This window comes from Streptomyces sp. LUP47B, assembly GCF_001746295.1.
Lineage (GTDB): Bacteria > Actinomycetota > Actinomycetes > Streptomycetales > Streptomycetaceae > Streptomyces.
In genome coordinates, this window is record NZ_MJAH01000008.1 from 39404 (window position 1) to 54133 (window position 14730).

The window sequence follows — 14730 nt, forward strand, 5'->3', positions numbered from 1 at the left end:
CCGATCTCGCCGGTCGCCACAGCGGTGATCCGACGGTGTGGTTCCAGGCGGTGGCCGTGCTCGTGGACCGGCTGGGGCGGTGGCTGCGCCGGCCGCGGGCGGCCCGGGCCGTCGCCGGGGTCACCGCGGTCGCGTCGACAGGTCTCGGTGTGATGCTCCTGGCCGAGCCGCTGCTCGCGGCCTGACCACCTCGCGCTTCGCGGGCGCGGGCGCGGGCGCCGATTGCGGCTGTGCCGTCCGGCGCTCCTCGGCGAGGCCCGCCCTCCTGACCAGCCGGGGGAGCAGCCACCACAGGCCCAGGCACACCAGCAGGGTCGCCGCGCCCGCGGCCACACCGCCGGCCCGGCCCGTCGTCACGTCCACCACGAGCAGCACCGACCCGGTGAACGCCAGCACCAGAACCCCCATGCCGACCGTGGCCAGCCGGGAGGAGACCTGCACGATGCGGGCCTTGGCGCCGCGCTGGAAGAGCGAGCGATGCAGGGCGGCGGGCGCGGTGAACAGGGCCGCCGCGAGTACCGCGAGAAGCAGCGTGGTGACGTACGTGGCGCGCTGGAAGGAGTCGAGGGTCGGGAAGCGCTGGGTGAAGGCCAACGTCAGCAGGAAGGCGAAGAGGATCTGCACCCCGGTCTGCGTGACGCGCAGCTCCTGGAGCAGCTCGCCGAAATTGCGGTCGGCGCGCTCCAGCGGAGTCTCGTTGCGGGCGGTGCACGGGCGGTGGTCGGCCATGCCGTCACGGGTAACCACCTCAGCCCGTGTCACGCGTCCGGGAAGACCCGAGGGGGCGGCGGGAGGTCAGGTCGCCGCCACCCCCTCGGGGGCGTCACTTGACCCGGCCGTACCAGACGGCCTTCGTCCAGATCTTCTGCAGCCTCACCACGTCCCCGGTCTTGGGGGCGTGCCAGATCTTTCCCTTCCCGGCGTAGATGCCGACGTGGTAGACGTTCGAACCCGAGTGGAAGAACACCAGGTCACCGGCCTTGCGGCTGCCCGAGGAGATATGGCGGGTCTTGTTGTACTGCTGGGCCGCCGTACGAGGGAGCTTCTTGCCCGCCTTCTTGAACGAGTACAGCGTGAGCCCTGAGCAGTCGAAGCGGCGGGGCCCCGTGGCGCCGTACTTGTACGGCGAGCCCTTCTTGGAGGCCGCGACCTTGAGTGCCTTCGTCGCCGGCGTCGCGGCGGCGGCGTCGGCTGCGACACCCGGAACCACGACGGAGCCGCCCACAGCGGCGATGGCGAAGGCCGAGGCCGTACCGGCCCGGACCATCAGCGACGGGACGCGATTGAGCGCAGTCATGCGCAACCCTTCGTCAGCCGCCTGTGAAGGATGACCTGTCGGATTCGGGCTGGCGAAGTTGCCCGGCCGCTGACGCGGCTTCACCCCAAGGGCTGCTCGGCCCGGTCATGGCGTGACCGTCCCGGCGACCCGTCGTGCGTGGGTCCTCCACTCCTGCCGATCCACTTCTGTCGACCGGTCATCCGGGCGGCGGCAGGACTCGGCGTCCGCCCGGACCGCCCCGCCGCTGTGGCGGGGGCTTGTCGTCAGTCACGGATCTTGGCGCACGGAAGTGCGAAAAGCCCAACGGAACCGAGCATTTGTGGTGTTACTCACCACCCACCCGTTTGGGTGAACACCCCTTCGAACGAAGGCGTGTCGAGGGTCCGAGGAGCCCCGGACCAGCACAGGAACTCCTCATATCGATACCGGACCACGTGCGTTGTGCAACCTTGACGCTCGCGAAAAAGGAGCCGCGCCTCCTCCAATAGGGGGTACGTCGTTTGGTCCGTTTCGACTCAGCTCCGGACGCCGCGTCAACTGTCGGGCTCGGGCGGCACGGTGACCCGGGACGTGCGCCGCTCGCCGTCCAGAACCCGAAGCGCTCGTGCCAGCGTCGCGGCGTGCAGTTCGCGCTCACCCCGGCCGTGCATCAGCACGAGCGCGTCGCGCAGCTCGGTCGCCCTGCTCACCAGCGCCTGCGCCGCGCGCAGTCCGCCGTAGGTGTCCTCGCGCCGGGCCGGGTTGATCCGGCCCAGCAGGTCGACCACGTCGAGATAACGGTCGATCAGCTCGCCCTCGGCGCGCGTGAGGGCGGGCAGCGGTGGAAGGTCCGGCACCATCTACGGCTCACCTCGCGTCCGGCGTGGTGCGCGAGGACTTGCGGCTCGGGACGATCGCGTCCGCGAGGCCGTAGTCCAGGGCGCCCCGCGCGTCCAGGATCTTGTCCCGCTCGATGTCCTCGCTCACCTGCTCGGGGCTGCGCCCGGTGTGCCGGACGAGCATCTCCTCCAGGCGGCCCCGCACCCGGATCAGTTCGTCGGCCTGGATGGCCAGATCGCTCGCCTGCCCCTGGACCGGCTCGATCAGCGCGGGCTGGTGGATCACCACCCGCGCGCCCGGCAGCACGGAACGCTTGCCCGGGGTGCCGGCGGCCAGCAGCACGGCCGCGGAGGAGCCGGCCTGCCCGAGGCATGTCGTCTCCACGTCACAACTGACGTACTGCATCGTGTCGTAGATCGCCGACATCGCGCTGAACGAGCCGCCGGGGGAGTTGATGTACAGCGAGATGTCCCGGTCCGGGTCCTGGTACTCGAGGTACATGAACTGCGCCATCAGGTCGTTCGCCGAGGTGTCGTCGATCCGGGTCCCGAGGAAGACGATCCGCTCCTCCAGCAGTTTCGAGTACGGATCCATCGTCTTGTGCCCGGAGCTCGTGCGCTCGTGGAACTCGGGCAGGACGTAACGGGCGGTGGGTCGAGTCATGGCGTACCCCTCCTGGCGACAGGCTGTCTGTAAAAAATGTACAGGACGTACGTGACGTTATGATGGGGGTATGGCCTACGAGATTCCGGTGACGCAAGCCAGGGCTGAGCTCGCCGACCTGATCAACCGGGTGGTGTACGGCGGTGAGCGCGTCGTCGTCACACGGCATGGAAAGCCGCTGGTCGCCCTGGTCTCCGCGGCCGACCTCGAACAGCTGGAGGACCTCCGGAAACCCGTCGACGAGCAGGTGGTCAGCGCGGTCTCGACCGTGCGGGAGGTGGCGTCCGCTCCCCGCGAACAGCAGCGGTTCGGTATCGCGGCGCATCACCGGGGGACCGGCGCCTCGTAGCGACGCGGGCGCCCCCGACCAGAGGGGCCGGGGGCGCGGAAAAGCGGGTTCGGTCAGCCGACGGAGGTGAGTTCACGCTCGGTGGCGGGCGTGGTGCCCTTGGTCCGCGCCTTCAGCGCGTTACCGAGGATCACGGCTCCCAGGCCCAGCGCCGCCCACCAGGTGAGGGTCAGGACGGGCCCGGTCGCCGTCGCCCCGTCGAAGAACGACACCGAGCGCAGCAGGGTCGCGCTGGCGCCCGGCGGCAGCCACTGGCCGATCGTGCCGACGGGGTCGGGCAGCAGCTGCGGGGCCGAGGCGGCACCCGAGAACGGGTTGCCGAGGAACATCACCACGAGTGCCACGGCGCCGATCCCCGCGTATCCGACGAGGGCGGCCAGTCCCGCCACGGCCGCGCTCACCGCCAGGCTCGACAGCGCGAACGTCCCGGCCTCCGCCCACCAGTTCCCGGTCAGGACGCCGAGCCAGCTGTGGGCCAGTGCGGCCCCGACGGCGCCCACCATGGCGGCGCTGAGGACCAGCGCGGTCACCGCGCGGAATCCGCGCAGCCCGTGCAGCGTCACCATGGCGCCCGCGATGATCCCGGCGAGGGCCAGCGGCAGCACGGAGCTGCTCAAGGCCGCCCCCCTCGGGTCGGACGCCGGGGCGGGGACGACGTCCACCGTCCTCACCTCGGTGCCGCTCGCGGCGGCCGGCCGGCCCACGGCCTGCTGGAGGAGCTGGGCCACGACCGGGCTCGCGGCCGATGCCGTGAGCAACTCCGGTCCCTGCGCGGTCGCGACGACCGCGCCGTATACGGTCCGGTCCTCGATCGCCGTACGTGCGGCCGCCTCGTCGGCGTAGTGATGGATCTCGAAGGCGCCCTCGTGCTGCCGTAGTTGTTTCTCCATCTGTGCGGTCGCGGCGGCCGGCCCGGCCACGCCGAGCGGCAGGTCGCGGGGGGCGGTGCGGGCGGCGGGCCAGGCGAAGGCCCACAGCGCCAGGGCGGCGAGCAGCGGCACGAGGACGATGACCGCGATCGTGCGACGGGTGGACATGCGGGTCCTCTCCGGGGCCGGGGCCCCGTTAAAAAGAAGGATCGTTCGTTTTAGTCTCGGTCCCCACGGTCCCGCTGTTGCCGCCGCTTGTCAAGAAGGAATGTTCGTTTTACTTTGTGGGTATGGCTCGCGTATCCCAGGCACACCTCGACGCCCGGCGTCGGCAGATCCTCGACGGCGCCGCCGTCTGCTTCGCCCGCAACGGCTTCCACGCCACGTCCATGCAGGACGTCCTCAAGGAGGCCGACCTCTCGGCCGGGGCCGTGTACCGCTACTTCAGCGGCAAGGAGGAGCTCATCGGCGCGATCGTCGGAGAGGTGCTCGGCCAGGTCCACGAGGGTTTCGAGGAGGCGGCCCACAGCAGCCCGCCCCCGCCCCCGGACCTCCTGGTGGCGTCCGTGCTCAGCCGCGTCCTCGCCACCAAGGAGTCCCTGACCGTGGACGGGCGGCCGGCGTTCCCGCGGCTGGTGGTCCAGGTGTGGACCGAGACCCTCCGCAACGACGAGCTCGCGGCCCTCCTGCGCGAGGGCTACGGCGCCGTGCGCGAGACCTGGACGCGGATCGTCGGGGCGTACCAGGAGGCCGGAATCATGCGGCCGGACGTGCCCCCGGAGGACGTGGCCCGCACGATGATGGCGGCCGCGATGGGCTTCCTCGCCCAGCAGGCCCTGTTCGGACCGACCCCCGCCGAGTCCCTGCGGGACGGTCTACGGGCGTTGATGAGCATGCGGGATCACAGCTCGGTTAACGTGCCTGAAACCGGATCCCACTAGCCTGCCGATCCACGCCACCAGGGACTTTGCCCCGGGGCAGCGGCAGCCGGACCCCGCACGGTCCGGAGCGAGGACTGTGAGGTGGGACGTGCAACTGACCCCGCACGAGCAAGAGAGGCTGCTCATCCATGTGGCGGCCGACGTGGCCGAGAAGCGCAGGGCCCGCGGGCTCAGGCTCAACCACCCCGAGACGGTCGCCCTCATCACGTCACACATCCTCGAAGGCGCGCGTGACGGCCGTACCGTGGCCGAGCTCATGGCCTCCGGGCGCAAGCTGCTCACCCGGGACGACGTCATGGAGGGCATCCCCGAGATGATCCACGACGTCCAGGTCGAGGCGACCTTCCCGGACGGCACCAAGCTCGTCACCGTCCACGACCCGATCGTCTGAGGGGCCCCGATGATTCCCGGAGAGATCCTCTTCGCCGACGGGCCGATCGCCTACAACGAGGGCCGCGAGGTCACCCGGCTGACCGTCCTCAACGCCGCCGACCGCCCGGTCCAGGTCGGCTCCCACTACCACTTCGCCGAGGCCAACCCGGGCCTGGAGTTCGACCGCGGCGCCGCGCGCGGCAAGCGGCTGAACGTCGCCGCCGGCACCGCCGTGCGCTTCGAGCCCGGCATCCCGGCCGAGGTGGAACTCGTCCCGCTCACCGGCGCCCGCGTGGTGCCGGGGCTGCGCGGGGAGACCGGAGGTGCCCTCGATGCCTGAGATCTCTCGTGCCGCCTACGCCGACCTGTTCGGCCCGACCACCGGCGACCGCATCCGGCTCGCCGACACCGATCTGCTGATCGAGGTCGAGGAGGATCGTTCCGGCGGTCCTGGGCTCGCCGGCGACGAGGCCGTGTTCGGCGGCGGCAAGGTCATCCGCGAGTCGATGGGCCAGTCGCGCGCCACGCGCGCGGAGGGCACCCCGGACACCGTCATCACGGGCGTGGTCGTCGTCGACCACTGGGGCGTGGTGAAGGCCGACGTCGGCATCCGCGACGGCCGGATCACCGGCATCGGCAAGGCGGGCAACCCCGACACCATGGACGGGGTCCACCCGGACCTGGTGATCGGCCCGGAGACCGAGATCATCGCGGGCAACGGCCGGATCCTGACCGCCGGTGCCATCGACGCGCACGTCCACTTCATCTGCCCGCAGATCGCCGACGAGGCGCTGGCGTCCGGGGTGACCACCCTGGTCGGCGGCGGCACCGGCCCCGCCGAGGGCTCCAAGGCCACCACCGTCACCCCCGGCCCCTGGCACCTCGCCCGGATGCTGGAGGCGATGGAGCAGTACCCGCTCAACATCGGCTTCCTCGGCAAGGGCAACACCGTCTCGCACGAGGCGATGCTGTCGCAGATCCGCGGGGGCGCCCTCGGCCTGAAGCTGCACGAGGACTGGGGCTCGACCCCTGCCGTCATCGACGCCTCGCTGACCGTCGCCGAGCGGACCGGCATCCAGGTCGCCATCCACACGGACACCCTCAACGAGGCCGGTTTCGTGGGCGACACACTCGCCGCGATCGCCGGACGGGGCATCCACGCCTACCACACCGAGGGTGCGGGCGGCGGGCACGCGCCGGACATCATGACCGTGGTCTCCCAGCCGCACGTGCTGCCCAGCTCGACGAACCCGACCCGTCCCTTCACCGTCAACACCGCCGAGGAACACCTCGACATGCTGATGGTGTGCCACCACCTCAACGCGGCGGTGCCCGAGGACCTGGCCTTCGCCGAGTCCCGCATCCGGCCCACGACCATCGGCGCCGAGGACATCCTGCACGACCTGGGCGCCATCTCGATCATCTCCTCCGACGCCCAGGCCATGGGACGCGTGGGCGAGGTCATCATGCGGACCTGGCAGACCGCCCATGTCATGAAGCGGCGCCGGGGTGCGCTGCCGGGGGACGGACGCGCCGACAACCATCGCGTACGGCGCTATGTCGCCAAGTACACGATCAACCCCGCCGTCGCTCAGGGGCTCGCTCACGAGGTGGGCTCGGTGGAGACGGGCAAGCTGGCCGACCTGGTGCTGTGGGAGCCCGCGTTCTTCGGCGTCAAGCCGCATCTGGTGATCAAGGGCGGGCAGATCGCCTACGCGCAGATGGGCGACGCGAACGCCTCGATTCCGACCCCGCAGCCGATCCTTCCCCGGCCGATGTTCGGGGCGATCGGGCGGGCGCCCGCGTCCAACTCCTTCAACTTCGTGGCGCCCCTCGCCATAGAGGACGGGCTGCCGGAGCGGCTCCAGCTCGGGAAGATGTTCGTGGCGATCGAGTCGACGCGCGGGGTCACCAAGGCCGACATGCGGGAGAACGACGCGCGGCCCGACGTACGGGTCGACCCCGACAGCTTCGCCGTACACATCGACGGTGAGCTGGTGGAGGCCACGCCGGCAGCCGAACTGCCCATGGCCCAGCGTTACTTCCTCTTCTGATGTCCAGGGCTGCACTTCTGGTCCTGGCCGACGGCCGGTTCCCCGCCGGAGGGCACGCACACTCCGGCGGGGCCGAGGCGGCGGTCAGGGCGGGCCGGATCACGGACGCGGCGAGCCTGGAGTCCTTCTGCCGGGGCCGGCTGCACACGGCCGGGCTGGTGTCGGCCGCGCTCGCCGCGGCGGCCGTGCTCGGCGTCGACCCGCGGCTGTTGGACGAGGCCGCGGACGCCCGCACCCCGTCCCCCGCACTGCGGACGGCCGCACGCAAGCTGGGCCGCCAGCTGATGCGGGCGGCCCGGGCGACCTGGCCGTCCCTCGAACTCGACGCACTGGCACGTGAGTTCCCCAAGGGAGCACACCAGCCGGTGGTCCTGGGACTGGCGGCCCGGGCGGCGGGGCTTGAGGCCGTGGACGCGGCGTACTGCGCGGCGTACGAGAGCGTGAGCGGGCCGGCGTCGGCGACGGTGAGGCTGCTGAGTCTGGACCCCTTCGACGCCACGGGTGCACTGGCGCGGCTGGCCCCGGAGCTGGACCGCGTCGCGGACCAGGCGGTGGAGGCGGCGCGGAGGGCTGTCGACGAGGGGCCCGACGCATTGCCCGCGGCTTCAGCGCCTTTGCTGGAGATCGCCGCCGAGCTGCACGCGGCATGGCCAGTACGCCTGTTCGCATCGTAGAGGGCCCAGGTCACCCACTTTATTTGTGGGCGCGGGGCTGCATCGATTTGCGGCTCCGCCGCGGGGCGCGACCAGCCCCCACGCACCCGCACCCGACCACGAACCATAGGAGCCGTACATGCACCTGGACCACCACCACGACGGCCCCGCCGCAGTAAGCGCCGACGCCCACCGCCCGGACGGCTCCCACCGAGCCCTCCGCATCGGCCTCGGCGGCCCCGTCGGCTCCGGCAAGACCGCCACCGTCGCCGCCCTCTGCCGGGCCCTGCGCGACGAACTGTCCCTCGCCGTCGTCACCAATGACATCTACACCCGTGAGGACGCCGAGTTCCTGCTCAGGGAAGCCGTGCTGCCCCCGGAGCGGATCACCGCGGTGGAGACCGGCGCCTGTCCGCACACCGCGATCCGGGACGACATCTCCGCCAACCTCGAAGCCGTCGAGGACCTGGAGGACGAGGTCGGCCCCCTGGACCTCATCCTCGTGGAGAGCGGCGGCGACAACCTCACCGCCACCTTCTCCAAGGGGCTCGTCGACGCGCAGATCTTCGTCATCGACGTGGCGGGCGGAGACGACATCCCGAGGAAGGGCGGCCCCGGCGTCACCACCGCCGACCTGCTCATCGTCAACAAGACCGACCTGGCCCCGTACGTCGGCTCCGACCTCGCGCGGATGGCCGCCGACGCCAAGGCCCAGCGGGCCGAACTGCCGGTCGTCCTCCAGTCACTGCGCGGCGAGGCCGGGGTCACGGACGTCGCCGACTGGGTCCGGGCGCAGCACGCCGCGTGGACGGCATGACCGCGCCCGGGACGGGAGTACGCGCCACCGCGCGGATCGTCGCCCGGGACGACGGGCGCGGCGGTACGGCCCTGCCCGTGCTGGAGAGTGACGGGCCGCTGGCGCTGCGGCGGACCCGGGGGAGCGGTACCGAGACGCGGGTCATGCTCGTCGGCGCGATGAGCGGACCCCTCGGCGGCGACCACTTCACCGTGGAGGCCGACGTCCTGGACGGCGCTCGACTGCGCCTCGGATCGGCCGCGGCCACCATCGCCCTGCCGGGGCAGACCAAGGGCGAGGCCCGCTACGACGTCCGGCTCACCGTCGCCGACGGCGGCGAACTCCACTGGCTGCCCGAGCAGTTGATCTCCGCCGGTGGCAGCGACCTGTGTGTCACCACGCGGATCGACCTCGGGGCGACGAGTCGGCTCGTGCTGCGCGAGGAGCAGGTCCTGGGGCGGGCCGGGGAGGAGCCCGGGAGGCTCAGCAGCCGGCTCGTGCTGCGCGTCGCGGGACGCACCGTGCTCGATCAGGAGCTGGCCTGCGGGCCCGGGGCGCCGGGTGGCTGGGACGGGCCGGCCGTGCTCGCGGGACATCGAGCCGTCGGTCAACTTCTGGTCGTACGGCCGGAGTTCGTCGACGAGCCGGTGACGGCACAGGTGCTCGGCGAGGGCGCCGCCGTCGTACCGTTGGCAGGGCCCGCCGCGCTCGTCACCGCCGTGGCCCCGGACGCCCTGCTGTTGCGCCGGGTACTGGACGAGGCGCTGGCGGCCCTTAGCGCCTAGTCCGCCCAGCGAACGACCCCTTCCGTTTATCGGATTGGCAAAGAAGGCCCCGCCCCCCTGTTCACAGAGTCTCCATAGCCAGGAGGATCCCCGTACGAATCGAAACGACGTACGGGGAGGGATCCCTCTTGAGGGAGACGAGACCGAAGTGGCGGACGACCGCGCTCGGTTCGGCCGGAGTGCTCATCACGGCCACACTCATATCCGGTGCCGTCGCGGCACCCGCGTCCGGCGCCAACACACTGGCCGGTGCCGGCCGACACGGACAGGACCGCGCGTCCGTCGGTACCGCGATCGCCGCCGCCCGTGCCGCGAAGGCCGGTATCGACTGGGCCGACTGCCCGGCCGACTGGGGGATCGCGAAGCCGGTCCAGTGCGGCTGGGTCAGCGTGCCGCTGGACTACACCAAGCCGAACGGCAAGCAGATCAAGCTCGCCGTCGACCACATCGGCAACACCGGCACCCCGTCGGAGCGTCAGGGCGCCCTGGTCTACAACCCGGGCGGGCCCGGTGGCTCCGGTATGCGCTTCCCGCTCCGCGTCACGACCAAGAACCCGATCTGGGCCAACGTGGCCAAGGCGTACGACTTCGTGGGCTTCGACCCGCGCGGTGTCGGCCACTCCGCGCCGATCTCCTGCATGGACCCGCAGGAGTTCGTGAAGGCACCCAAGATGGACCCGGTGCCGGACTCCGAGGCCGACAAGCGCGCCCAGCGCAAGCTGGCCCGTGAGTACGCCGAGGGCTGCGCCGAGCGCACCGGCAAGGCGATGCTCGCGCAGATGACCACGCCCAACACCGTGCGCGACCTGGACGTCATCCGGGCCGCACTCGGTGAGAAGAAGCTCAACTACCTGGGCGTCTCCTACGGCACCTACATCGGCGCCGTCTACGGCACGATGTTCCCCGGACATGTCCGTCGCATGGTCGTCGACAGCGTCGTCAACCCGTCCCGGGAGAAGATCTGGTACGAGGCCAACCTCGACCAGGACATCGCCTTCGAGGGCCGCTGGAAGGACTGGGAGGACTGGGTCGCCGCCAACGACGCCGCCTTCCATCTCGGCACCACCCGTGCCGCGGTCCAGGCGAAGTGGCTCGAACTGCGCGCCACCGCCAAGAAGAACCCCATCGGCGGGGTCGTCGGCCCGGCCGAACTGATCGGCTTCTTCCAGAGCGCCCCGTACTACGACTCCTCGTGGGTGCCGGTCGCGACGGTGTTCAGCAAGTACGTCGCCGGTGACACCCAGGCGCTCGTCGACGCGGCCGCCCCGGACCTGTCGGACACCGCGGGCAACATCTCCTCGGAGAACGGCAACGCCGTCTACACGGCCGTCGAGTGCACCGACGCCAAGTGGCCCACGAGCTGGAAGAAGTGGGACAAGGACAACACCGCGCTCAACAAGAACTACCCGTTCATGACCTGGGCCAACGCCTGGCTGAACCTGCCGTGCGCCACCTGGCCGGTCAAGCAGCAGACCCCGGTCGAGGTCCGCACCGGCAAGGGCCTGCCTGGCGTGCTCATCGTGCAGTCCGAGCGTGACGCGGCCACCCCCTACGACGGCGGCGTCGAACTGCACAAGCGTTTCAAGGGCTCCCGCCTGATCACCGAGAAGGACGCGGGCTCCCACGGCGTGACCGGTCTGGTCAACCCGTGCATCAACCCGCGGGTGGACGCCTACCTGCTCACCGGCAAGCTGGACAAGGCCGACGTGACGTGCACCCCGCACGCCACGCCCAAGCCGTAGCACGTAGCACGTAGCAAGGGACAAGGCGGCCGGAGCCACCGGCCGCCTTTTCTCATGCGCCCGTGCTCATGCGCCGAGCGAGTCGAGATACGCGTCCTCCGCCGCGTAGTCGAAGAGGTCGCCGTAGGTCTGGAACATCCTCGGGTACGCCTCCCGCCAGTCCCGTCCGGCCAGTTGCTGCTCGATCCAGGCGACGGTCTCCGGCAGCCGGTCCGCGTACCGCGCCACCACCGGTCGGTACCCCAGCTCCCGTTCGGCGGTGGACATGTCGAAGACGACCGGCACCGGCACCGACCACGGCGTGTCTCCCACGGTCGGCGAGGGCGGTGGGCCGTCGATCAGCACGCTCTGCGTCTCGACGCCCATCACGGAATCGATCGCGGCGGCGATCTCCGCCACCGTCGGGGCGTCCGGGTCCACGGCGTTCAGGGCCCTGCTGCCGGGCTTCGCGGCGGCCAGCCGGACGAGTTCGGCGATGTTGTGGACGTTCGCCGGGTGGAACCGGCTCATGCCGCCGTACGGCAGGAGACGCCGAGGCCGGCCGTCCAGGTTGCGCTTGACGAAGTACAGCTCGCGCGGGGTCTGGCAGTGCGGTCCGTGGATTGCTCCCGCACGCAGCAGTGTCGTGGGCAACCGGTCGCCCACGGCGAGGAGTTCACGCTCCAGGCCGGCCTTGCGGGTGCTGTACGAGTCCTCGCCGGGCGCGATCGTCCGCTGGTCCTCCGTCACCCCCACGGGGAACTCGGGAAAGCCCCCCGGCTCGCCCTGGGTGTCGAAGCTGCGGCCCTTGTCGTCCTCGTACACCGACACGCTGGAGATCACCACGGCCGAGCCCACCCGGTCGGCCAGCGACACCAACTGCCCTGCGTGCGCGGGTCCGTAGGCGACCATGTCCACCAGGACCTCGCAGCCGTCGCCCACCGCGGCGGCCAGGGCCGAGTCGTCCGCCCGGTCGGCCCGCGCGGTACGCACCTGCGCGGGCCAGCTCTCGTCCCGTCCGCCGCCCCGGGAGACGGCCGTCACCTCCCAGCCGTCCAGGGCCAGCGCGCCCACGGCCGCTCGCCCGATCTGTCCCGTCGCTCCGATCACCACAGCACGTCGTGTCATGCGGCGACCGTACGGCGGTCAACTCCGGTTCCTCCAGGGGGTTCTGCCGACGGCAGACCTCAGCTCAGCGGAATCCGGGGGAACTTGCGCTCCTTCTCCCGGCGCGCGGCGGTCTCCTCCGCCTTCACCACGGCCGCGTACTGGTCGACGTACTCCTGGTCGGACAGCTTCAGGATGGCGTACATGATCTCGTCGGTGATCGCCCGCAGGATCGCCTTCTCGTTCTCCATCCCGGCGTAGCGGGAGAAGTCCAGCGGCTTGCCGAAGCGGATCACCACCGGGTGGATGTTGGGGATGACCTTGCCGGGCGGCTGGGCCTCGAAGGTGCCGATCATCGCGCAGGGGATCACCGGCACCTGAGCCCTGAGCGCCATCACCGCGACGCCGACCTTGCCCTTGTAGAGGCGGCCGTCGTGGGAGCGGGTGCCCTCCGGGTAGATGCCGAGCAGTTCGTCCTTGCGCAGCACGCCGAGACCCTCGCGGATGGCGGCCTGGCCCGCTTCCTTGCCGGAGCGGTCGACCGGGATCTGCCCGGCGCTGCGGAAGAAGAAGGCGGTCAGCCGGCCCTTGATGCCGGGGCCGGTGAAGTACTCGGCCTTCGCCAGAAAGGTGATGCGCCGCTTGAGCACCGCGGGCATCAGGAAGTGGTCGGAGAAGGACAGGTGGTTGCCGGCGACGATGGCCGCACCCGACTCCGGAATGTGCTCAAGACCCTCTATTCGGGGCCGGAAGACCAGTCTCAGCAACGGCCCCAACAGCACGTATTTGAGCAGGTAATAGAACAAGAGGGGGCGCTCCTCGGTCGGGCGGACGGCTCAACTCCGCGTTCTGGCTGGTCAACCGGCGTGAGGCGGGGCTGTCAGTGTAGGCGCAGGGCACGACGGCTGGAACAGTGCCGAACGCCGGACCAGCTTGGTGCCGGCGGGCGGAGCGCGGCAACCCGACCAGGCGCTGTGGCGTGAACCGCGGGGGTGGTCGGCCAAAGGGCCGCTCTTGATTCCCGGGCGGGGTCCTGTCGCGTTCACAGCCGTACGATGACCAGCGCCGTGTCGTCCGTGGCGCCGCCGGGCGGGAGCAGCTCCAGCAGGACCGCGTCCGCGAGCGTCTCGGGGTCGTCCTCACGGTGCCGGGCGAGGGAGTCGGCGAGCCGGTTGAGCCCGGTGTCGATGTCCTCGCGGCGCCGCTCCACCAGGCCGTCGGTGTACAGGGCGAGGGTGGCGCCGCTGGTGAAGGTGGTCGCGGCCTGCACCCGGGGCATCGGGTCGGGACGGGCGTCGAGCGGTGGGTCGGTCGCCTTGTCCAGGCACTCCACCCGGCCGTCGGGGTGCACCAGCATCGGCGGTGGATGCCCGGCGCTGCTGTAGGTGAGGGTGCCGTGGTCGAGGTCGATGAACGTGGTGACCGCGGTCGCCGACTCGGCGCCGTCCACCACGTGGGCGTACCGGCCCAGCACGTCCAGGGCCTCGGCCGGACCCCCGGCCACCCGGGAGGCGGCGCTCAGGGCGCTGCGCAGCTGTCCCATCACCCCGGCGGCCGGGAGCCCGTGCCCCACCACGTCACCGACCGAGACACCGACGCGACGGCCGCCCACCAGGTCGACGAGGTCGTACCAGTCCCCGCACACGTTGAGCGTGCCGACCGCGGGCCGGTAGCGCACGGCGGCCCTGTGGTGCAGCCTCTGCCGGCCGGTGGGCAGCATGGCCTCCTGGAGTGTCAACGCGACCTCGCGGTCCCGGGCGTGGGCCTGCCGCAACCGTTCGTTGACCTCCTGGAGTTCACGGGCGCGGGTGTACAGCTCGGCCTCCAGGACCCGGTCCCGGTCGGCGCGCCCGCGGCCGCGGGCCCGGATCAGCTCGGTGACCTCCTCGACCCGGTGCACGAGCAGCTCGACCTTGCCGTCCGTGCCGAGGATGGGGGCGTTGCAGGGGCTCCAGTAGCGCTCCTCCCACTCTCCCGGCCGGCCGGGTGCCTCCACGTCGTACCGCTGAAGGGCCATGGAGTCGCGCTCTCCGGTCTCCAGCACCCGGCGCAGGGAGGCGGCCAGATTGCGCATGCCGGTCGCCGCGGGGTCGTTCGGGTTGTCAGGGAAGACGTCGAAGAGATAGCGGCCCACGATCTCCTCGCGCCGGCGCCCGGCCATGCGCAGGAACTCCGCGTTGACGTCCGCGTACACCAGATCGGGCGTGAGGAGCGCGACCATGCCGGGCAGCGCCTGGAACACGGCCGAGTAGTCGATGGCGTCGGGGTCGTCGGGGATGTCGCTCATGGCTGCCGCCTCATCGCCTGGATCGCACCATTTTC

The 14730-nt window shown here is 71.2% G+C and carries 17 protein-coding genes, 1 pseudogene and 1 riboswitch; of the genes and pseudogenes, 10 read left to right on the top strand and 8 right to left on the bottom strand.

Annotated elements, in window-relative coordinates; all coding sequences use genetic code 11:
* Positions 1 to 35 precede the first annotated feature (35 nt).
* Positions 36 to 185, top strand: a pseudogene (locus tag BFN33_RS54540) (LysE family translocator); the annotation flags it as partial.
* Here the strand turns inward: BFN33_RS54540 and BFN33_RS24635 are convergent.
* The 4 genes from BFN33_RS24635 to BFN33_RS24650 all read right to left on the bottom strand — a co-directional run bounded on the left by BFN33_RS24635 (position 121) and on the right by BFN33_RS24650 (position 2761).
* Complete coding sequence (locus BFN33_RS24635) at positions 121 to 729, bottom strand: DUF6328 family protein (RefSeq protein WP_069762328.1); 609 nt, start codon at positions 727 to 729, stop codon at positions 121 to 123. The pseudogene BFN33_RS54540 and the gene BFN33_RS24635 sit on opposite strands and share 65 nt — an antisense overlap.
* Positions 730 to 823: 94 nt before the next feature.
* Complete coding sequence (locus tag BFN33_RS24640; protein WP_069762329.1) at positions 824 to 1297, bottom strand: C40 family peptidase; 474 nt, start codon at positions 1295 to 1297, stop codon at positions 824 to 826.
* Between the two features lie 3 nt (positions 1298 to 1300).
* A riboswitch (cyclic di-AMP (ydaO/yuaA leader) is annotated at positions 1301 to 1512 on the bottom strand.
* 300 nt (positions 1513 to 1812) lie between these two features.
* Positions 1813 to 2118 (bottom strand): hypothetical protein, encoded by a 306-nt coding sequence (locus BFN33_RS24645; protein WP_069762330.1) that lies wholly within the window; start codon positions 2116 to 2118, stop codon positions 1813 to 1815.
* A 7-nt stretch (positions 2119 to 2125) separates the two neighbouring features.
* Positions 2126 to 2761 (bottom strand): ATP-dependent Clp protease proteolytic subunit, encoded by a 636-nt coding sequence (locus tag BFN33_RS24650; RefSeq protein ID WP_069762331.1) that lies wholly within the window; start codon positions 2759 to 2761, stop codon positions 2126 to 2128.
* Between the two features lie 70 nt (positions 2762 to 2831).
* Between BFN33_RS24650 and BFN33_RS24655 the strand changes: the two genes are divergently transcribed.
* Positions 2832 to 3110 carry a type II toxin-antitoxin system Phd/YefM family antitoxin gene (locus BFN33_RS24655; protein ID WP_069762332.1) on the top strand — a complete coding sequence of 93 codons (279 nt, stop codon included), beginning with the start codon at positions 2832 to 2834 and terminating at the stop codon, positions 3108 to 3110.
* A 53-nt stretch (positions 3111 to 3163) separates the two neighbouring features.
* On the opposite strand, the gene BFN33_RS24660 is transcribed toward BFN33_RS24655, so the two are convergent.
* Complete coding sequence (locus tag BFN33_RS24660) at positions 3164 to 4147, bottom strand: hypothetical protein (RefSeq protein WP_069762333.1); 984 nt, start codon at positions 4145 to 4147, stop codon at positions 3164 to 3166.
* A 122-nt stretch (positions 4148 to 4269) separates the two neighbouring features.
* Between BFN33_RS24660 and BFN33_RS24665 the strand changes: the two genes are divergently transcribed.
* The 8 genes from BFN33_RS24665 to BFN33_RS24700 all read left to right on the top strand — a co-directional run bounded on the left by BFN33_RS24665 (position 4270) and on the right by BFN33_RS24700 (position 11322).
* On the top strand, positions 4270 to 4920 hold the full coding sequence (locus BFN33_RS24665) for a TetR/AcrR family transcriptional regulator (protein ID WP_069762334.1): 651 nt from the start codon (positions 4270 to 4272) through the stop codon (positions 4918 to 4920).
* 88 nt (positions 4921 to 5008) lie between these two features.
* The gene (locus tag BFN33_RS24670) at positions 5009 to 5311 is read left to right on the top strand and encodes an urease subunit gamma (protein WP_069762335.1); all 303 of its coding nucleotides are present in this window, start codon (positions 5009 to 5011) and stop codon (positions 5309 to 5311) included.
* Between the two features lie 9 nt (positions 5312 to 5320).
* Complete coding sequence (locus BFN33_RS24675; protein WP_069762336.1) at positions 5321 to 5632, top strand: urease subunit beta; 312 nt, start codon at positions 5321 to 5323, stop codon at positions 5630 to 5632.
* Complete coding sequence (locus tag BFN33_RS24680; protein ID WP_069762337.1) at positions 5625 to 7346, top strand: urease subunit alpha; 1722 nt, start codon at positions 5625 to 5627, stop codon at positions 7344 to 7346. Before BFN33_RS24675 ends, BFN33_RS24680 begins: the two co-directional genes overlap by 8 nt.
* Positions 7346 to 8020, top strand: a complete 675-nt coding sequence (locus tag BFN33_RS24685; protein ID WP_069762338.1) for an urease accessory protein UreF — start codon at positions 7346 to 7348, stop codon at positions 8018 to 8020. The genes BFN33_RS24680 and BFN33_RS24685 overlap by 1 nt, the downstream gene beginning before the upstream one ends.
* Positions 8021 to 8138: 118 nt before the next feature.
* Entirely contained in the window at positions 8139 to 8816 is a 678-nt protein-coding gene (gene ureG / locus BFN33_RS24690) for an urease accessory protein UreG (RefSeq protein ID WP_069762339.1), read from the top strand.
* On the top strand, positions 8813 to 9580 hold the full coding sequence (locus BFN33_RS24695; RefSeq protein WP_069762604.1) for an urease accessory protein UreD: 768 nt from the start codon (positions 8813 to 8815) through the stop codon (positions 9578 to 9580). Before ureG ends, BFN33_RS24695 begins: the two co-directional genes overlap by 4 nt.
* Before the next feature lie 128 nt (positions 9581 to 9708).
* Complete coding sequence (locus BFN33_RS24700) at positions 9709 to 11322, top strand: alpha/beta hydrolase (RefSeq protein ID WP_069762340.1); 1614 nt, start codon at positions 9709 to 9711, stop codon at positions 11320 to 11322.
* Between the two features lie 66 nt (positions 11323 to 11388).
* On the opposite strand, the gene BFN33_RS24705 is transcribed toward BFN33_RS24700, so the two are convergent.
* From BFN33_RS24705 to BFN33_RS24715, 3 genes are all read right to left on the bottom strand, one after another.
* Positions 11389 to 12414 (bottom strand): NAD(P)-dependent oxidoreductase, encoded by a 1026-nt coding sequence (locus BFN33_RS24705; protein ID WP_069762341.1) that lies wholly within the window; start codon positions 12412 to 12414, stop codon positions 11389 to 11391.
* Between the two features lie 74 nt (positions 12415 to 12488).
* On the bottom strand, positions 12489 to 13214 hold the full coding sequence (locus tag BFN33_RS24710; protein ID WP_069762342.1) for a 1-acyl-sn-glycerol-3-phosphate acyltransferase: 726 nt from the start codon (positions 13212 to 13214) through the stop codon (positions 12489 to 12491).
* Positions 13215 to 13450: 236 nt separating this feature from the next.
* Positions 13451 to 14695: a PP2C family protein-serine/threonine phosphatase gene (locus BFN33_RS24715; RefSeq protein WP_069762343.1), complete on the bottom strand. Its 1245-nt coding sequence runs from the start codon at positions 14693 to 14695 to the stop codon at positions 13451 to 13453.
* Positions 14696 to 14730 lie beyond the last annotated feature (35 nt).